Source organism: Roseateles sp., assembly GCF_039595595.1.
Taxonomy (GTDB): Bacteria; Pseudomonadota; Gammaproteobacteria; order Burkholderiales; family Burkholderiaceae_C; genus Roseateles.
Genome location: NZ_JBCNLG010000025.1, coordinates 1 through 17,580 on the forward strand (window position 1 = coordinate 1; position 17,580 = coordinate 17,580).

A 17,580-nucleotide genomic window follows, 5' to 3' on the forward strand; every position below is an offset into this window, starting at 1 on the left:
CCATCGAGGAATCAATCAACGGACGGCCACGTAAGATTCTGAATTGGCATACGCCCCAGGAAGTCTTCTCAATGTTGACCCTGGACCTCGTCAGAGGTGTTGCACTTGAAGCTTGAAACCGCCCAGTGAAGGCAACAGAAGCTTACGCCAAGAAATTTCCAGCGGCTCTCGCAATGGCTGAAGAGACGACCCGAGCCATAACGCAACTCAGCCCACAACAGTACAACCAATGCATCATACAGGTGCATCTCATCGCCGAAACTCTTACAAAAATAATATCCTATTATTCAAAGCAGCAACCTAAAGCGCTCGCAAGCTTCACCTGGATCATCGATCGAAAGGATGGCGTTGAGACCAGATTTGAAACGGTTTTCAAGACAATCTGCGCGGGCCTGCTTTCATCGCAATTCGCATCTCACCCTCCGCCCCTCCAATTCGGTCCCGGGCACGACTATCTGCCTTTCGCCAACGCGTTCTCACCAGTCGAGGCAATGTGGGAATTGGTTGAAACCACGAAGCGCTTGCATGAAGTAGATCTTTCTGATCTGGCCAATCACCTCATGGCGGTTGATCTCGGAAGTCTTGTGCGTGGTGACTTGCGGTGGGAGAACTCCGAAAAGAATGCAGGTATCCAAGTTGCAGATCTCTTGGTCTCAAGCACAAATCGATGCTTAAAACGCAATTTCACCGACAACAAAAAGGTTGCGACCGCGCTTGGTCGCCTAATGATCAATTCTCCATCCGTTGACGGCAGGGCCCTCTCTATCTCGGGACATCGGCCCACCGCACCTCTTACAGGAGAGGTCGCCTCTTTGGTCCAGCTAATGGACGACTCATCCAAAAAGCTCTTCTCCGAAGCCTTTCGAGAGAATTACTCCCAAAGGTCTCATTCAAGGCCGAGTCAATCGATTCAACAAACCAACTAAAGAAACACATCCACAACAGAACGAAGGGAGAGATAAATGAAGTTCGATATCTACGGACCTTACGATATTCCGAGAAACAGATACGGCAGGTCGAATCTGATTACCAAGGATTCCGTTGCAACCCTGCGAGAGGTCATCGACAACGACGGCCTAGTCAATGGGTGCGGCTGCTACGTCTTTGCAATGAGGGCCGGCAAGGGGTTCAAACCCTGGTATGTCGGACAAGCTTCGAGGATGAAGCTTCTGGACGAGGCCATGAACCCCAATAATCGAGAGAAGTACAACAAGATCAGCGCAAGCCAGAGGGGAACGCCGATCCTCTTCTTGATTCCAAAATTAACAACAGGCGGAAAATTCGCCAAGCCAACCAGAAACAAGAATGGAGAACTCAAGGCGGTCAACTTCTTGGAGGAATGGCTAATCGCCACAGCTCTCCAGAAGAATCCGAAATTGATCAATCATCAAAATACACATTTCCTGAAGTACCTTCATGTGGTTGGATTATTCAATCCAAAGGTCGGTGAAGGGACCACATGCTCTCGTGCTTTGAAGCGGACGATTCTGAAGAACTAAATACGCCGCACCTTCACTCGCGCAGCGCAACTGCCGACGCGCCGCGAGTTCCCTCATTCGCACCGGCGCGGGTCTCGCCGGATGTCGTCAACGCAAGAGCGCAAGAGCGCGGTCAGCGGCTCAGCTCGATGCGCCGCGCGTTCAGGCCGTCGGAGAGGCTGAGCTCGAAGCGGCCAGCCGCGGGGAGCTCGTGCGTGGCCAGCGACGCTTCGCCGCCCGTCAGGTCTCGCGCCAGGTTCACGCGGCGGGTGCCGTCGGTCCAGGTCACGCTCAGAAAGGGCGTGTTCACGGCATCCCAGCGGAACGTCGCTTGGCCGGCGGCTTCGGTGAGATGCGCCTCTCCCGGTGCCGCCGGGGGCACCGACCGCTTCGAGCGGCCGCCGCCGGCCTGGAACGGCACCTGCGACAGAGCCGTGCCGTCTCGCAGTACCTCGATGCGCGCGATGTCCTCGAGCGTGGGGACCTGCACGCTGAAGAGCAGACGAGTTCCGCCGTGGCTCGTCGACCGGGGCCTGAACGCGTGGTCCTGGATCTCCCCCGTCCGGCTCTGCAGGCGCAGGACATAGGGGCCGAGACTGGCATCCGGCCTGGCGGCCAGGGACTTGACCGGATGCAGCGCCACCTGGTCGCCCAGGATGCTGCCGCTGATCAGCAGCACTTCCTGTACGCCCTTGCGCTGCGCGGCATTCGCGGCTGGTGCGGCCGTGCTGCTTGAGAGCGCGGCACCGCTCGCCGCGGGCGGGCTGTGCATCACCGGGTGGTAGGCCTTCCATGGCAGGAAGAACTGCATGCGGCGATAGCTGTAGTCCGAGAACGCCGTGCCGCCGCAGTAGCTCATCAGGTCCCGGCGGTCCGCCGGGCGCGGATCCACGAAGACGTCGAGATCCGCGCGGTAGCTCCAGACGTGGTGCCCTGGGACGCCCAGGGTGGCGTCGGGATAAGGATAGGACGCGTCCCAGGCCCTCACCCCGCCGCAAGGGGCGTGGTTCAGCGCGAAGTTGTGCCCCAGCTCGTGCGCCACGTTTTTGAGCACCTCTTCGGGGTCGTCCGACCTGTCGAAACCAAGGGCCGAGTTGCCCATCGGGACGCTGAACCCGATCTGCCCCGTGTCTCCCTTTGGCACAAAGCCGAAGTAGTAGTCCTGGCCGGAGGCGCCCTCGAGACGGCGCAAGGTCTCGAGCTCGACCAGAAGGTGCAGGAACGCGCCGCCCCACTCGTCGTCGGTGCCCGGCAGCGTGGTCACCGTCGTCGGAACGAACACCGGGTGAGACCCCAGCGTCACCGAGGACACCGGGAAGAGCGCGCTCAGGTAGGCCGTCGGATCGGGCGGCAGCTGGCCGGTGAGCGACCCGATCCGCACGGGGATGGGCACGAAGCGCATGGCAATGCCCGGCCCCACCCGCGGCGTGATGCTGCGCGGCGCGGCCCGTCCCACCGTCACGGTGACCTGGAGGCCGGGCTTGACCAGTTCGGCGGGAATGCGGGCGCTGTAGGCGTCGTCCAGCGATTGCGTCTGCGACAGCATCGCCGGCATGCCACGGCGCGGCGGATCCAGCACCAGGTCATGGCGGCTGCCGTCGATCGTGTTGTGCAGGCTGACCATGCCCGCCGGCGCCACGGTGCCCGCAGGCGCCGTCACATTGACCTTCAGCAGCGCCGCCTTGTTGGCCACCAGCATGAGCCGCGCGTCCTCGCTGTCGTCAAGCAGGGACTGCGCGAACTGGATGGAGGCCACGGTGACCAGCGGCGGCTTGAGGAGGAGCCAGGTCGTCGCATCGTTGAAGCCCATGGTGCCCAGGAAGGCGGTGTCCCGGCTCAGCGTGACGGATCGGTCGCGGCCGGGGAAGGCCCCTCCGAACAGCTCGACCTCGAACCCCGGCGGCAGCGTCACCGAAGAGATCCGGCTCTTCCAGAAGTGCGGGACCGTGAAGGCAGTGGCGAGACCCGGGACGCCCGGGATGCACAGGGAACGACCGGTGTAGCGGGCATGTTCATACAGGCAGACCTGGTTCGAAGTGGCTGCCGCGGAGTCCCCGGCAACGAGCGCAGCGGCCAGCGCCCATGGAAACAGACAAGCGGCGACGCGCAGGCGCCTCGTGGAGGGAAGCATGGAAAACCGTCCTGTAGTCAGCGGCCGAGCGAGGGAGCACGGCGCAAGCGGGTCCGCGTGAGTGACTCGCCTGTTGACATGAACGGTCTGTTTTTTCGGTGGCCAGCTCGGGAAAAGGCGGCGGGCCGCGCTCAAACGGCGACGCCCCGCGCGAGGCGGGGCGTCCTGTCGTCAGCGCCTCAGCGCAAGAGCGCGATCAACGGCTCAGCTCGACGCGCTGGGCGTTCAGGCCGTCGGAGACGATGAACTCGAAGCGGCCGCCGGCCGGCAGCTCGTTCGTGTCCAGCGTGACCTCGCCGCCCTGCAGGTCCTGCGCCAGGTTCAGGCGGCGCGTGCCATCCGTCCAGGTCACGCTCAGGAAGGGAACGGCCTCCGCATCCCAGCGCAGCGTGGCCTTGCCGCCGGCTTCCTTCACCTGCACCTGCGCGCGGCTGGTGCCGGCCGCCAGCGCCTTCTGGCGGGCGTTGGTCACGCGCGCCTGGGCCTGCGCCAGCGTCGCGCCATCGCGCAGCACGCTGATGCCGGCGATGTTGTCGGCCTTGGGCACCAGCACGCTGAAGTGCAGTTGGTCGCCGTCATGGTCCAGCGACTGGGCCGTGAAGGCGTAGTCCTTCACCTCGCCGCCCGAGGTCTGCACGCGCAGCACGTACGGGCCGCCGACCGCGTCCGGCTTGGCGACCAGCGTCTTGACCGGATTGATCTCGACCTGGCGGCCGCGGATGCTGCCGCTGACCAGCAGCACGTCCTGCGCCACCGCCTTGCCGTCGCCGTCCGCGGAGGCCGCGGCGCTCTTGGCCGTCGCGCCGGCCGCCACCGCGTCGGACGGCGTCAGGAAGGTCTGCATGCGGCGGTAGTTGTAGTCCGAGAACACCGTGCCGCCGCAGTAGCTCATGATGTCGTGGCGGTCGGTCGGGCGCGGGTCGTAGAACGCGTTGACGTCCGACAGGTAGCTCCAGATGTAGCGGCCCGGCTTGCCCAGGTTGGCGTCCGGATACGGATAGTTGGGATCCGGCGAGCCCGCGCCGCCGCAGGCCGCGTGCGGCAGCGAGAAGTTGTGGCCCAGCTCATGCGCGACGACGTCGCGCACCGTGTCCGGGCTGCTCGGCATGTCGAAGCCGACGGCCGAGCTGCCGGGCATGTAGCCCAGGCCGGCCAGGCCCCAGGTGCGCTTGGGGATGAAGCCGAAGTAGTAGTCCTGGCGCGCGGCGCCCTCGATGCGGTGCAGGTCGTTGAGCTCGCCCAGGATCTTGCCGAAGGCATCGCTCCAACCCGAATCCGTGGTCGGCAGCGTCGTCACCTTGGACGATACGAAGGCCGGGTGGGAGCGCAGCGTGACCGACGACACCGGGAACAGCGCGCGCAGGTGCGCGGTCTGGTTCGACGGCAGCTGGCCGGTGGTGCCGGCGATGCGCACCGGGATCGGGATGAAGCGCATCGCCGTGCCGCCGCCCACGCGCGGTGCGAAGCTCTGCGCCGCGGCGCCGGCCACGTTCACGGTGACCTTCAGGCCGGTCTTCACCAGCTCGGCCGGCACCGTGACGCTGTAGGCGTCGTCGAAGGACTGCGTCTCCGACACCGCCGTGGGCAGGCCGCGGCGCGGCGCAGTCAGTGCCAGGTCGCGGCTGGTGCCGTCGACGGTGTTGTCGATGCGCACGGTGCCGGCCGGCACGGCGGTGCCCGCCGGCGCCGTCACGTTGACCTTCAGCAGCGTCGGCTTGTTGGCCACCAGCACCAGTTGCGCGTCGCTGCTGCTGTACAGCATGGACTGCGCGAACTGCACCGAGGCCAGCGTCACGTTGGACGGCGCCGCCGGCGGCGTCACGCGCATCGAGGAGACCGCGTCGTTCAGGCCCGCGCCGGTCAGGTTGGCGTTGTCGGCCGTCAGCGTCACCGAGGCGCCGCGGAAGTTCTGGTCGGCGAACAGCTCGACCTTGTAGCCCGCCGGCACGCGGATCGAGGAGATGCGGTCGTTCCAGGTCGCGCCGATCCAGCTCGTCGTGGTGCTGCGGCACAGGCTGGCGCCGCTGAAGTTGGCGTTCTCGAAGAAGCAGACCTGCGCCGGCGTGGCGGCCGCGGCGGCCGCGGCGGAGGTGGCGCCCGAGGCGGCGTCGCCGGACAGGCGCGCCTCCTGCACGGCGGCGTCGGAGGATCCGCCGCCGCCGCCGCAACCGGCGAGCACGCCGGCCAGCGCCAGCGACAAGGCCAGCGGATGCAGGCGCAGAGCGCCGTCCGGGCGCGTCGAGGTGATCGTCATGGAAGCCGTCCTTCGGGAAAGTGGTTCTCGGAATCGGGGCGAGGCCCGGCGCGGCGCATGGCCGGCCAGGGTCTCGAAGGCGGCGGATTATTCGGAGCGCACCTCGCACGGCCTGCAACCGAAGGCGCCGATTCGTAAGCGCGCGAACGCGGCATCCCGCATGCGGCGCTTCACAAGCCAGACAAACAGCGCAACCGCGCGCAACGGCCGGTTGCATTCGATACGCCGCGCGCGTCCCTGATATCGGGGCCGGCGCGACGCACGATGCGGCGCTGGGTGCGCCAAGGCGCGAAGCAGCGGCCAGCGATCGATGCTCCGCCTCGCGCCTTCACGCCGTCGCGACGCCGTCTTCATGCGGCCCGATGCATGACTGGCGCCACCCCCGGTCCTCGCGCCTAGACTGCCCGCCATCTCTTGCTTCCACGACTGCCCATGAGACTCCAGCTCGCGACCCTTGTCCTGGCGGCGGTGACCGCCCTGTCCGGCGCACAGGCGCAGACGCCCGCCGCCGCGCTCGGTCCGCTGACCGAGCCGCTGTGGCTGCGGCAGTCGGCGATCTCGCCCGATGGCCGTCAGATCGCCTTCACCTTCCAGGGCAACCTGTTCCTGGTCGGCAGCGACGGCGGCACCGCGCGCTTGCTGGTGGCCAATGGCCATCACACCTCCGCGCCGGTGTGGTCGCCCGATGGCCGCGCGATCGCCTACGCGTCCGATCTGCACGGCAACAACGATGTCTTCCTGGTCTCGGCGGAGGGCGGCCCGTCGCGGCGCCTGACGGCGCACTCCGCCTCGGAGCTGCCGATCGCGTTCACGCCGGACGGGCGTTCGGTGCTGTTCTCGGCCCAGCGCCAGGACACGGCCGGCAGCCTCGCGTTCCCGGTCTCCGCGATGGGCGAGCTCTACCAGGTCAAGATCGACGGCGGCCGCCGGCCCGAGCAGCTGTTCAGCGGTCCGGCCCTCGCGGGCCGCTACGACAAGGCGGGCACGCGGCTGGTCTACGAGGACTGGAAGGGCTACGAGAACGCGTTCCGCAAGCATCACCAGTCGCCGGTGGCCCACGACCTCTGGCTGTGGGACGCCCGCACCGGCCAGCATCGCAAGCTGACCGCCAGCGGCGGCGAGAACCGCAATCCGGTGTGGTCGCCCGATGAGCGCTCGATCTACTTCCTCAGCGAGCGCAGCGGCTCCTTCAACGTCTGGAAGATGCCGCTGGACCAGCCCGGCGCGGCGCGCCAGATCACGCACTTCACGCGCAATCCGGTGCGCTTCCTGTCGGTGGCCGCGGACGGCACGCTGTCCTTCGGCTTCGACGGCGAGCTCTACACGATGGCCGGCGACGACGCCACGCCGAAGAAGCTCAGCGTGCGCATCGCCGCCGATGCGCTGGCCTCCAGCGTGGAGCAGCTCAAGCTCTCCGAAGGCGTCACCGACATGGCGCCCAGCCCCGATGGCAGCGAGGTCGCGCTGGTCGTGCGGGGCCAGGTCTTCGTCGCGTCGGCGGAGTTCGGCAACACGCGCCGCGTCACCGACGGCCCGGGGCAGAAGCGCTCGGTGAGCTTCAGCCCCGATGGCCGCAAGCTGGTCTACGCCTGCGAGCAGGACGGCCATTGGCGCCTGTGCGAGTCCGCCATCACCGGCGACAGGAAGGACGCGCCCAACTTCTTCAACGCGCCGCGCATCAGCACGCGGGTGCTGCTCGACAACCCGCATCAGAACTTCCAGCCCCGCTATTCGTCGGATGGCCGGCAGGTCGCCTACCTGCAGGATCGCGCCGCGCTGCATGTGCTCGACCTCGCCTCCGGCAAGACGCGCGAGGTGCTGTCCAGCGAGTGGAACTACTCCTACGAGGACGGCGATCAGGCCTTCGACTGGGCGCCGGATGGCAAGAGCCTGCTGGTGCAATTCATCGACCGCAACCGCTGGGGCGCGGAGGTCGGCGTCGTGCCCGCCGATGGCAGCGGCAAGCTGGTCAACCTGACGCAGAGCGGCTACGACGACATGCATCCGCTGTTCGGGCGGCAGGGCCGGATGGTGATCTGGAAGAGCGATCGTCAAGGCCTGCACGGCACGGGTGGCGGCGCGCGCAGCGACGTGGACGTCTTCGGCATGTTCCTGACCCGGGCCGCGTACGACCGCTTCAAGCTCGACAAGGCCGAGTACGCGCAGCTCAAGGCGCGCGAGGACGACGAGAAGAAGGACGCGGAGAAGAAGGAAGACAAGAAGGAAGAAAGGAAAGACGCGAAGGACGCGGACCGCAAGGCGGGCGGCAAGGGCGAGGACGCCAAGGCGCCGCCGGCCGCGTCGGTGGTCATCGAGCAGGAAGGGCTGGAGGATCGCGTCGCGCGCCTGACGACGGCCTCCGGCGACATCCAGGACTACGCGCTCACGCCCGATGGCGAGCAGCTGTTCTACGTTGCCAAGGCCGGCGAAGGCTTCGAGATCCAGCAGGTCCGTCTGCGCGACAAGGAGACGCGCCGCGTGGGTGCGATGCCGCCCGGTCCGGGCCACCACGGCGATGGCGATGCCGTCGCGCTGTGGCTGGACGCCAAGGGCGAGAACGGCTTCGTGATGGCCGGCGGCCGGGTGCAGAAGTTCAAGGTGCCGGGTGGCGACGGCAAGGGCGAGCTCAAGATGGAGCCGGTGAACTTCAGCGCCGAGCTGCGCATCGATCACGCCGCCGAGCGGCGTCAGATGTTCGACCACGCGTGGCGGCAGACGCTGGAAAAGCTCTACGTGCAGGACATGGGGAAGGTGGACTGGGCCGGCTACCGCCAGGTCTATGAACGCCAGTTGCCCTTCGTCGCCGACGGCACCGACTTCGCGGAGCTGCTCAGCGAGATGCTGGGCGAACTCGACGTCTCGCACACCGGCAGCGGCTACCGGCCACCGCCCAGCGGCGATGCCACGGCCTCGCTCGGCGCGCTCTACGACCTGCGCCACCAGGGCGCGGGCGCGAAGATCGCGGAGGTGCTCGAGGGCGGGCCGCTGGACACGGCGGATCACCGCCTCAAGGCCGGCATGCTGATCGAAGCGATCGACGGCGTGGCCATCGCGGCCGGCGCGGAGTTCGACTCGCTGCTCAACCTCAAGGCCGGCAAGCCGGTGACGATCGAATGGCGCGATCCGGCCACCGGTCAGCACGGCGCGCGCACGCTCAAGGCGATCAGCCTGCGGGAGGAAGAGGAACTGCTCTACAAGCGCTGGGTGCGCCGCGAGCGGGCCGAGGTGGACCGGCTGTCAGGCGGCCGGCTGGGTTACGTGCACGTGCGCGGCATGGACGACGAGAGCTACCGGCAGGTCTACGCGGACGCGCTGGGCCGGGCCAGCGGCAAGGAGGCCCTGATCGTCGACACCCGTTTCAACGGCGGCGGCGACCTGCATGACGCGCTGTCGACGCTGCTGTCGGGACGCTCCTACCTGGAGTACCTGCCGCGCGGCCAGAGCCTGGGCTGGGAGCCGACTGGCCGCTGGAGCCGGCCGTCGGTGGTGCTCATCAGCGAGAGCAACTACTCGGACGCCCATCTGTTCCCGTGGACCTACAAGCACCTGGGCATCGGGCAGCTCGTGGGCATGCCGGTGGCGGGCACCGGCACGGCGGTGTGGTGGGAAACGCTGCAGGACGGCGCCACCTACTTCGGCATTCCGGAGGTCGGCTTCCGCGCCAGCAACGGCGAGTTCATGGAACGCGCCCGCATCACGCCGGACATCGAGGTCGCCAACGACAAGGCCAGGCTGGACCAGGGTCAGGACCAGCAGTTGGAAGCGGCGGTGAAGGCGCTGCTCAAGCGCTAGCGTCGGAGCGCGGGCCGCGGACGCGGCCCGCCCAGAGTCCGTGGCGTTGGATGCGTGAGCGGCCGAAGGCCACCGGCGCGCGCGCCAGCACGATCAGGGCCTGGACCAGCCGGTCCAGGTCATGGGTCTTGTCGTAGAAGCCGTCGAGGCCGGCGGCCAGGCACTTGGGGCCGAACTCCGCCTCGTCGGCGGCGGTGACCGCGTAGGCGGTCCCTTCGAAGCCGGCGGCGCGCAGGCGCTCCAGCGCGGAGAAGCCGCTGCCGCGTCCCAGGTCCAGCTCCGTCAGCACCACGTCCGGCCCGCACAGCGCGGCGGCAAGCACCGCCTGGTTCTCATCCGCGGCATGGGCGACGACGGTGGCGCCAGGCACCTCGCGCAGCCGTTTGCACAGGTGCTTGCGAAAGGCATCCGAGGGATCGACGAGCAGGATCTTCATGGCTGGGGGGCGCTTCGAAGGGCGTGAACCCCATTCTTGGGACCGGTCCGGCCACGGGCAATCAGGGATTGCTGGAGCGCCGTGTCAGCGGATGACCTACACGGCCCTCAAAGACGCTTCGAGCGGGAAAAAGTCCGCCGCGGTCTCACTTGAGCATCAACTCGACGTCCTGTCCCGGGTCCCCGCAGGCGTCCAGCCGCAGCCTCAGGAACTCCAGATCCAGATGCAGATGCTCGACCAGCTCCGGTACGGCGAGCTTCACCGCGTCGATGCGGTCCAGCTCCTGGTCGCAGGCATCGGCGATCACCTCGGCCAGGTGCAGGATCGCCGCGAGCATCGAGAAGGGCCGGATGTCCAGCGGCGCGTTCGCGTCCTTGAAGGCCTCGACCAGATCAGCGGGGAAGTGCCAGTGCGCCGCGAGCGCCGCCGTCACGTCCGCATGCGTGCAGCCGAAGCGGTGCATCTCCAGCGAGAAGCGGCTGCCCGGCTCGGCCGCGTGAGCCTCGACGTCGGTCACCTGGTCCGCCTCGGACATCGCCATCATCAACTGCCCGGTGCGCAGCATCAGGCCGGCCAGGTAGGCGGTGTCGGCATCGCCCTGCAGCAGCTTGGCCAGCAGCCGCGCGTAGCCGGCCGTGCGCACGCTGTGCCGCCAGAAGCGCTGGCGGTCCAGGCCCTTGACCTCCGGGAAGGTCGCCGAGATGCTGGCCGCCATCGCCAGGTTGCGCAGCGTCTCCAGGCCCAGCGCCATGGCCGCGTCCTGCAGCGTGCTGATCGTGTGCGACGGGCTGTAGCGCGCCGAGTTGGCCAGCCGCAGCACCTTGGCCGCGAGCGTGGAGTCCTTGCCGATCAGCTCGGCGATCTGTCCGAGCGAGACGCTGTCGTCATCGAGGCTGCGCAGCAGCTTGCGCCCGACCTCGGGCATGACGGGGAGACTGGCATGCCCCCCGAAGAACCGCTCCGCACTGGAGCTGACGGTGGTCACAGGGGTCGTGCTGGCAATCGTCACGGCGAGCCTCCTTCCGACGCGGTCAGGTGGGGCCGAGTCTAAGCCGCTCAGCGGCAGCGCGCCAGCGCCAGCAGCGCCACCCGGTCCAGCAGCCCGATCCGGTAGCCCTGCACCGCCAGCACGCCGCGATCGGCAAGCTGGCGCAGGGTCCGCGAGAAGGTCTCCGGCGAGATCGACAGCTGCGCCGCCACGTCGCGCTTGCGCTCGGCCAGCCGGAGCTCCCCGGCCGCGCCGGCCTGCGCCAGCAGCCAGGCCGCGACCCGGCCGGTCGCGTCCTGCGTCGTCAGGCCCGTGATCGCGTCCCGCGCGTCGCGCAGCCGCGCCGAGACGGCCCGCACCAGCGCCTCCAGCACCAGCGGCTGCTGCCGCAGCCACAGCACCGCCACCGCCATCGGCCACTCCATCACGAGCGCGGACGACGACGCGACGCTGGCATCGTCCTCGTAGCGGCCGTCGAGCCAGGCGGTGTGCAGATCCAGCCAGAGCGGCCCGGTCACCGGCGCCCGCGCCGCCACGCGGCCCTCGCACAGCGCGAGCATCGAGACCGCCGCGTCCCCGCGCCGGATCACGCGGTCGCCGGCCCGGCAGCGGCGCACCTTGGTCATGCAGCCGAGCGCGGACCAGCTGTCGGCGTCCAGCAGCACGTCGCCGAGCAGCGCGCGCCACGGAATCGGATGGGCGGGACCGGGAATCAGTCCGGCGGACGCGGGAAGAAAGGCCGCGTCGGGAGGGGCGGCAGCAGGAGCTTCAGCAGCAAGGGACGTCAGTGGGGCGCTCACGGGCAATCTCGGAAACCGGGGATGCCGGACTGTCGCGGCACTCGCCGGAAATTGCCTTGAGGCTGATCAACATCCGTTCACTCTTCCCCCTCCGCCGCTCGATGGGGGGAGACGCGACAGCTTCGCGTCAGCAAGCGCCTGCGCGAGCCCCTTCGGGCCGCCTGCGCCTCAGCGGATCAGCAGCGCGCGGAAGTCGTTGACGTTGGTCTGCGTCGGTCCGGTGACCAGCAGGTCGCCGAGCGCCTCGAACAGCGCGTAGCCGTTGTTGGCCGCCAGCATCTCGGCCGGCTTCAGGCCCAGCGCGCGAGCGCGCTGCAGGGTGCTCGGACTGAGGAAGGCGCCGGCGTTGTCCTCCACGCCATCGATGCCATCGGTGTCCGCGGCAAGGCCCCACACGCCCTCCTGGCCATCGAGCGCGATCGCGCAGCCGAGCACGAACTCGCCGGCGCGGCCGCCGCGGCCGGGCTGCGGCACCAGCGTCACCGTGGTCTCGCCGCCGGACAGGATCAGGCAGGGCTTGGCGAAGGGCTCGCCATGCCGCGCGACCGAGCGCGCCAGCGCCGCATGCACGCGGCCGACGTCGCGGGACTCGCCTTCGATCTCGTCGGACAGCACATGCGCCGCCAAGCCCAGCGCGCGCGCCGCCTCGGCAGCCGCCAGCAGGCTCTGCCGGGGCGCGGCGATGATGCGCTGCTCATGGCCGTCGAAGCAGGCGTCGCCGGGCTTGGGCGTCTCCCACTCGCCGCGCTCGAGCGCCTGGACCGCGCGCGCCGGCAGCTCGATGCGGTAGCGGCGGCAGATGGCCAGCGCCTGCGCGCAGGTGCTGGCATCGGGCACCGTCGGTCCGGAGGCGATCACCTGCGGATCGTCACCCGGCACATCCGAGATCATCAGCGTCAGCACCTTCGCCGGCGCGCAGGCCGCGGCCAGCCGCCCGCCCTTGATCGCGCTCAGGTGCTTGCGCACGCAGTTCATTTCGCCGATGTTGGCGCCACTGGCAAGCAGCGCGCGATTCACCGCCTGCTTGTCGGCGAGCGTCAGTCCGGGCGCCGGCAGCGGCATCAGCGCCGAGCCGCCGCCCGAGATCAGGCAGATCACCTGGTCATCGGCCGTGGGCCGGAAGTCCCGCACCCGCTGCATCATCCGCGCGGCGGCCCGCTCGCCGGCGGCATCGGGTACCGGATGCGCGGCCTCGACCAGTTCGATGCGCTGCGGTCTGTAGTCCGGGGGGATGTGGCCGTAGCGCGTGATCACCAGGCCCGTGAGCGGCGCGTCCTTGGGCCAGGCCGCCTCGAGCGCCTGCGCCATCGAGCCGCCGCCCTTCCCCGCTCCGATCACCAGCGTGCGCCCCTTGGGCACCGGCGGCAGGTGGCTGGCCAGGATCTTCCCCGGCAGCGCCCGGTCCACCGCGACCCGGTAGAGATGGCGCAGCAGCGCGCGGGGATCGTCGAGCAGGGCCGCGGAGTCCGCGGTCCCGGCGGGGGCGTCGTGGGGCTGGCTCATGGACGGCGATTGTGCGGCGCAGCCGTTCAACCGGCGTCCGTGGCGGCGCCGACCTCGTGGTTCCCCATCAGTTCGAGCGCGCGCACCAGCGCCGAATGGTCGAGCTGATCCCAGCCCTGCGCCGCCGCGGCCTGCATCAGCTGCGCGGTGCCCGCCGTGTTGGGCAGCGCCAGGCCCATGGCCTTGGCGCTCTGCAGCGCGAGGTTCAGGTCCTTCTGATGCAGCGCGATGCGGAAGCCCGGATGGAAGGTGCGCTTGATCATGCGCTCGCCGTGGACCTCGAGGATGCGGCTGGAGGCGAAGCCGCCCATCAGCGCCTCGCGCACCTTGGCCGGATCGGCGCCCGCCTTGGAGGCGAAGACCAGCGCCTCGCCGACGGCCGCGATGTTCAGCGCCACGATGATCTGGTTGGCCACCTTGGTCGTCTGGCCCGCGCCCGCGCCGCCGACGCGCGTGATGTTCTTGCCCATCAGCTGGAACAGCGGCTTGATGCGCTCGAAGGTCGCCTCCTCGCCGCCCACCATGATGGACAGCGTGCCAGCCTTGGCGCCGACCTCGCCGCCGGAGACCGGCGCGTCCAGCCATTCACCGCCCATCGCGACGATGCGCCGCGCGAAGTCCTTGGTCGCCATCGGCGAGATGGAGCTCATGTCCACGACGGTCTTGCCCGCCGACAGGCCGGCGGCCACGCCGTCCTCGCCGAACAGCACGCGCTCGACGTCCGGCGTGTCCGGGACCATGGTGAAGATCACGTCGGCCTGGCGGGCCACCTCGGCGGCGCTGGCGCAGACGGTGGCGCCGGCGGCGGTGACTTCCTCGCGGACCTGGCTGCGGGTGTGGACGAACAGCGCATGGCCGCCCTGCGCGAGGCGCACCGCCATGGGTGCGCCCATGATGCCCAGGCCGATGAATCCGATCTTGATGCTCATGGGAGCGACTCCTTGTTTCAATCCTTGTACCTGTCGCGCAGGCCCTGCGTCGCCGAGCGGAACACGCCCAGGTCGCTGCCGACGGCGACGAAGGTCGCGCCCTGCGCGAGGTAGCGGCGCGCGTCGGCCTCGACCGGCGCGAGGATGCCGATCGACTTTCCAGCGGCCTTGCAAGCCGCGAAGATCGCGGCCATCGCCGCCTGCACGTCGGGGTGGGCCGGATCACCGATGCGGCCATAGCCCGCGGCGAGGTCCTGCGGTCCGATGAACACGGCGTCCACGCCCTCCACCGCCGCGATCTCGGCGACCGCGGCCACGCCGGCCGGGCTCTCGATCTGGACGATCACCGCGATCTGCTCGTTGATGCCCTGGAAATAGCCGGGCACCGTGCCGTAGCGGTTGTTGCGCTGCGCCACCGACACGCCGCGAAAGCCCTGCGGCGGATAGCGGGTGGACTGCACCGCGTAGCGCGCCTGCTCGGCCGATTCGACGAAGGGGATCAGCAGGTTGGAGAAACCCGCGTCCAGCAGGCGCTTGATCTCGACCGCGTGGTTGGTGCTCGGCCGCACGACCGGCGCGCTGACGCTGTCCTTGAGCGCCATCAGCTGCGGCACGAAGCTGGCCACGTCGTTGGGCGAGTGCTCGCCGTCCAGCAGCAGCCAGTCGAAGCCGGCCAGGCCCAGCACCTCGGTGCTGATCGGGCTGGCCAGCGAGCACCAGCAGCCGATCAGACGCTCGCCCGCGATCAGCCGCGCGCGCAGCGTGTTGGGGAAGGCGGAGTAAGGCGCGGCGGAGGGGGTGGGCGCGGACGTGTTCGGCGTGGTCATGGCGGGCTCCTTCGCATGCGCCGGATCAATCGAGCTTGAGCCCGCTCTTGGCCACCACGGCCGCCCAGCTCTTGCGCTCCTTGTTGAAGAAGGCGTCCATCTCGGCCGGCCCCATCGTGTGGACCTCGGCGCCCTGCGACGCCAGCCGCGCGCGCAGGTCGGGCGAGCGGATGATGCGGATCAGCTCGGCGGAGAGGCGATCGATGTTGGCCTTGGGCATCGAGGCCGGCGCGAGGATGCCCTGCCAGGTGCCGGACTCGAAGCCGGTGGCGCCCTGCTCGGCCAGCGTCGGCACGTTCGGCAGCAGCGGCACGCGCGTGGCCTTGCTGACGCCGATCACCTTGAGCTTGTTCTGCTGCACGAAGGGCAGCGTCGCGAGCATGCCGTTCATCAGCACCTGCGTCTGGCCGGCGATGGTGTCGGTGACGGCCTGCGAGCCGCCCTTGTACGGGATGTACTCCCACTTCGCGCCGGTCAGGCTGGCGACCTGGAAGCCGGCCAGGTGCGGGGCGCTGCCCATCGCGGTGACGGCGAAGTCCATCTTGGACTTCTTCGACAGCTCGACCAGTTCCTTCAGGTTGTTCGCCGGCACCGACGGATGCACCACCAGCATGTGCGGCGAGTAGGCCAGCATCGCCACGCCCTTCAGATCCTTGGACGGATCGAAGGCAAGCCTGGTGTACAGCGAGGGGCTGATGGCCAGCGCGCTGACGTCGCACAGCATGACGGTGAGGCCGTCGCTGGCCTTGGCGGTCTGGTCGGCGCCCATGTTGCCGCTGGCGCCGGGCTTGTTCTCGACGATGACGGGCTGCTTGAGCGCCTCCGACAGCATCGGCGAAATCGCGCGGGCGATGATGTCCGACGAGCCGCCCGGCGTGTACGGCACGATGATGCGCAGCGGCTTGTTGGGCCAGGCCTGCGCGAGGGCGTTCGGCGCGATGCCGCCGAGCGCCGCGATCGCGGCCGCGGCCAGCGCCGCGCGGCGCGTGATCGAGCCGCATGAGATGCGGGCGCCGCGCTGGCGGGCCGCGGGATTCGAAGGGGTCATGTCTCTCTCCGTGCGTGGCGCTCGTGGCGCTCTGGGGTCGGGGAAGCCGTCAGCGGACCATGCAGGGCCGCTTGGGATCGAAGGTCCAGCCGGGGATCAGGCTCTGCATGGCGATCGCGTCGTCGCGCGCGCCCAGGCCGTGCCGCAGGTACAGCTGGTGGGCGGCCTCCACGGCCGCCATGTCCAGCGTCACGCCCAGGCCCGGCGCGGTGGGCACCGCGACCTCGCCGTCGACGATGCGCAGCGGCTGCTGCGTGAGGAACTGGCCGTCCTGCCAGATCCAGTGCGTGTCGATCGCGGTGAGGCGCCCAGGCGCGGCGGCCGCGGCATGCGTGAACATCGCCAGCGAGATGTCGAAGTGGTTGTTCGAGTGCGAGCCCCAGGTCAGGCCGAAGTCGCGGCAGGTCTGCGCGACGCGGACCGCGCCGGACAGGGTCCAGAAGTGCGGATCGGCCAGCGGGATGTCGACCGATTGCAGGCTCAGCGCATGGGTGAACTGGCGCCAGTCGGTGGCGACCATGTTGGTCGCGGTCGGCAGGCCGGTGGCACGGCGGAACTCGGCCATCACCTCGCGGCCGGAGAAGCCGCCTTCGGCGCCGCAAGGGTCCTCGGCATAGGCGAGCACGCCGCCGAGGTCGCGCAGCAGCCGGATCGCGTCCTTCAGCAGCCAGCCGCCATTGGGGTCGAGCGTGATGCGCGCGTCCGGGAAGCGCGCCTTGAGCGCGCGGATGGCGTCCACTTCTTCCTCGCCGCGCAGCACGCCGCCCTTGAGCTTGAAGTCCTTGAAACCGTAGCGCGCCCGCGCGGCCACGGCCTGCTCGACGATGGCCTCGGGCGTCATCGCGACCTGGTGGCGGACCTTCAGCCAGGCATCGCCGGGCTGGCCGCTGCCGGCCTCGTCATCGGGCGTCCTGTAGGCCAGGCCGGTCTTCGTGCGATCGCCGACGAAGAACAGGTAGCCCAGCATCGCGACGCGGTCGCGTTGCCGGCCTTCGCCGAGCAACTCGCAGACCGGGACTTCCAGGTGCTGGCCCAGCAGGTCCAGCAGCGCGCATTCGACGGCGGTCAGCACATGGATCGTGGTCCGCAGATCGAAGGTCTGCAGGCCGCGGCCGCCGCTGTCCAGCGACTTGAACTGCTCGCGCACCTGCGCCAGCAGCGCGTTCCACTTCGCCACGGGCTGGCCGATCAGCATCTCGCCGGCCTGCTCGAGGGTCTTGCGGATCGGCTCGCCGCCCGGGATCTCGGCGACGCCGACGTGGCCGGCGTTGTCCTCCAGGATCAGCAGGTTGCGGGTGAAGAACGGCGCATGCGCGCCGCTCAGGTTCATCAGCATGCCATCCTGGCCGGCGACCGGAATCGCGCGGGCGGACGTGACGATGGGACTGCTCACG

Annotated in this window: 13 protein-coding genes; 3 read left to right on the forward strand and 10 right to left on the reverse strand. The window is 68.9% G+C overall.

Annotated elements, in window-relative coordinates:
- Positions 1-125 precede the first annotated feature (125 nt).
- Both ABDW61_RS21640 and ABDW61_RS21645 read left to right on the forward strand, forming a co-directional pair.
- Positions 126-926, forward strand: a complete 801-nt coding sequence (locus tag ABDW61_RS21640; protein WP_343641671.1) for a hypothetical protein — start codon at positions 126-128, stop codon at positions 924-926.
- A 36-nt stretch (positions 927-962) separates the two neighbouring features.
- Positions 963-1,499: a hypothetical protein gene (locus ABDW61_RS21645; protein ID WP_343641673.1), complete on the forward strand. Its 537-nt coding sequence runs from the start codon at positions 963-965 to the stop codon at positions 1,497-1,499.
- A gap of 112 nt (positions 1,500-1,611) precedes the next feature.
- Here ABDW61_RS21645 and ABDW61_RS21650 read toward each other — a convergent pair whose 3' ends face one another.
- Positions 1,612-3,390 (reverse strand): hypothetical protein, encoded by a 1,779-nt coding sequence (locus ABDW61_RS21650; RefSeq protein ID WP_343641675.1) that lies wholly within the window; start codon positions 3,388-3,390, stop codon positions 1,612-1,614.
- Positions 3,391-3,805: 415 nt separating this feature from the next.
- Positions 3,806-5,863, reverse strand: coding sequence for a peptidase inhibitor family I36 protein (locus tag ABDW61_RS21655; protein ID WP_343641677.1), 2,058 nt, complete (start codon positions 5,861-5,863; stop codon positions 3,806-3,808).
- 432 nt (positions 5,864-6,295) lie between these two features.
- Between ABDW61_RS21655 and ABDW61_RS21660 the strand changes: the two genes are divergently transcribed.
- Positions 6,296-9,655: a S41 family peptidase gene (locus tag ABDW61_RS21660; RefSeq protein ID WP_343641678.1), complete on the forward strand. Its 3,360-nt coding sequence runs from the start codon at positions 6,296-6,298 to the stop codon at positions 9,653-9,655.
- Here the strand turns inward: ABDW61_RS21660 and ABDW61_RS21665 are convergent.
- The 8 genes from ABDW61_RS21665 to ABDW61_RS21700 all read right to left on the reverse strand — a co-directional run bounded on the left by ABDW61_RS21665 (position 9,645) and on the right by ABDW61_RS21700 (position 17,522).
- Positions 9,645-10,091: a response regulator gene (locus ABDW61_RS21665; RefSeq protein ID WP_343641679.1), complete on the reverse strand. Its 447-nt coding sequence runs from the start codon at positions 10,089-10,091 to the stop codon at positions 9,645-9,647. The two genes, ABDW61_RS21660 and ABDW61_RS21665, sit on opposite strands and share 11 nt — an antisense overlap.
- A 145-nt stretch (positions 10,092-10,236) precedes the next feature.
- Positions 10,237-11,100 (reverse strand): HDOD domain-containing protein, encoded by an 864-nt coding sequence (locus ABDW61_RS21670; RefSeq protein WP_343641680.1) that lies wholly within the window; start codon positions 11,098-11,100, stop codon positions 10,237-10,239.
- Between the two features lie 47 nt (positions 11,101-11,147).
- Complete coding sequence (locus tag ABDW61_RS21675; protein WP_343641682.1) at positions 11,148-11,879, reverse strand: Crp/Fnr family transcriptional regulator; 732 nt, start codon at positions 11,877-11,879, stop codon at positions 11,148-11,150.
- A 168-nt stretch (positions 11,880-12,047) separates the two neighbouring features.
- A complete protein-coding gene (locus ABDW61_RS21680; RefSeq protein WP_343641684.1) occupies positions 12,048-13,382 on the reverse strand; it encodes a glycerate kinase in 1,335 nt (444 codons plus the stop codon).
- Positions 13,383-13,408: 26 nt separating this feature from the next.
- The gene (gene glxR, locus ABDW61_RS21685) at positions 13,409-14,311 is read right to left on the reverse strand and encodes a 2-hydroxy-3-oxopropionate reductase (protein WP_343641686.1); all 903 of its coding nucleotides are present in this window, start codon (positions 14,309-14,311) and stop codon (positions 13,409-13,411) included.
- A gap of 17 nt (positions 14,312-14,328) precedes the next feature.
- The gene (gene garL, locus ABDW61_RS21690) at positions 14,329-15,138 is read right to left on the reverse strand and encodes a 2-dehydro-3-deoxyglucarate aldolase (RefSeq protein WP_343641688.1); all 810 of its coding nucleotides are present in this window, start codon (positions 15,136-15,138) and stop codon (positions 14,329-14,331) included.
- Positions 15,139-15,163: 25 nt separating this feature from the next.
- Positions 15,164-16,186, reverse strand: a complete 1,023-nt coding sequence (locus ABDW61_RS21695; protein WP_343641689.1) for a tripartite tricarboxylate transporter substrate binding protein — start codon at positions 16,184-16,186, stop codon at positions 15,164-15,166.
- A 49-nt stretch (positions 16,187-16,235) separates the two neighbouring features.
- A complete protein-coding gene (locus ABDW61_RS21700) occupies positions 16,236-17,522 on the reverse strand; it encodes an enolase C-terminal domain-like protein (RefSeq protein WP_343641745.1) in 1,287 nt (428 codons plus the stop codon).
- Positions 17,523-17,580: the final 58 nt, after the last annotated feature.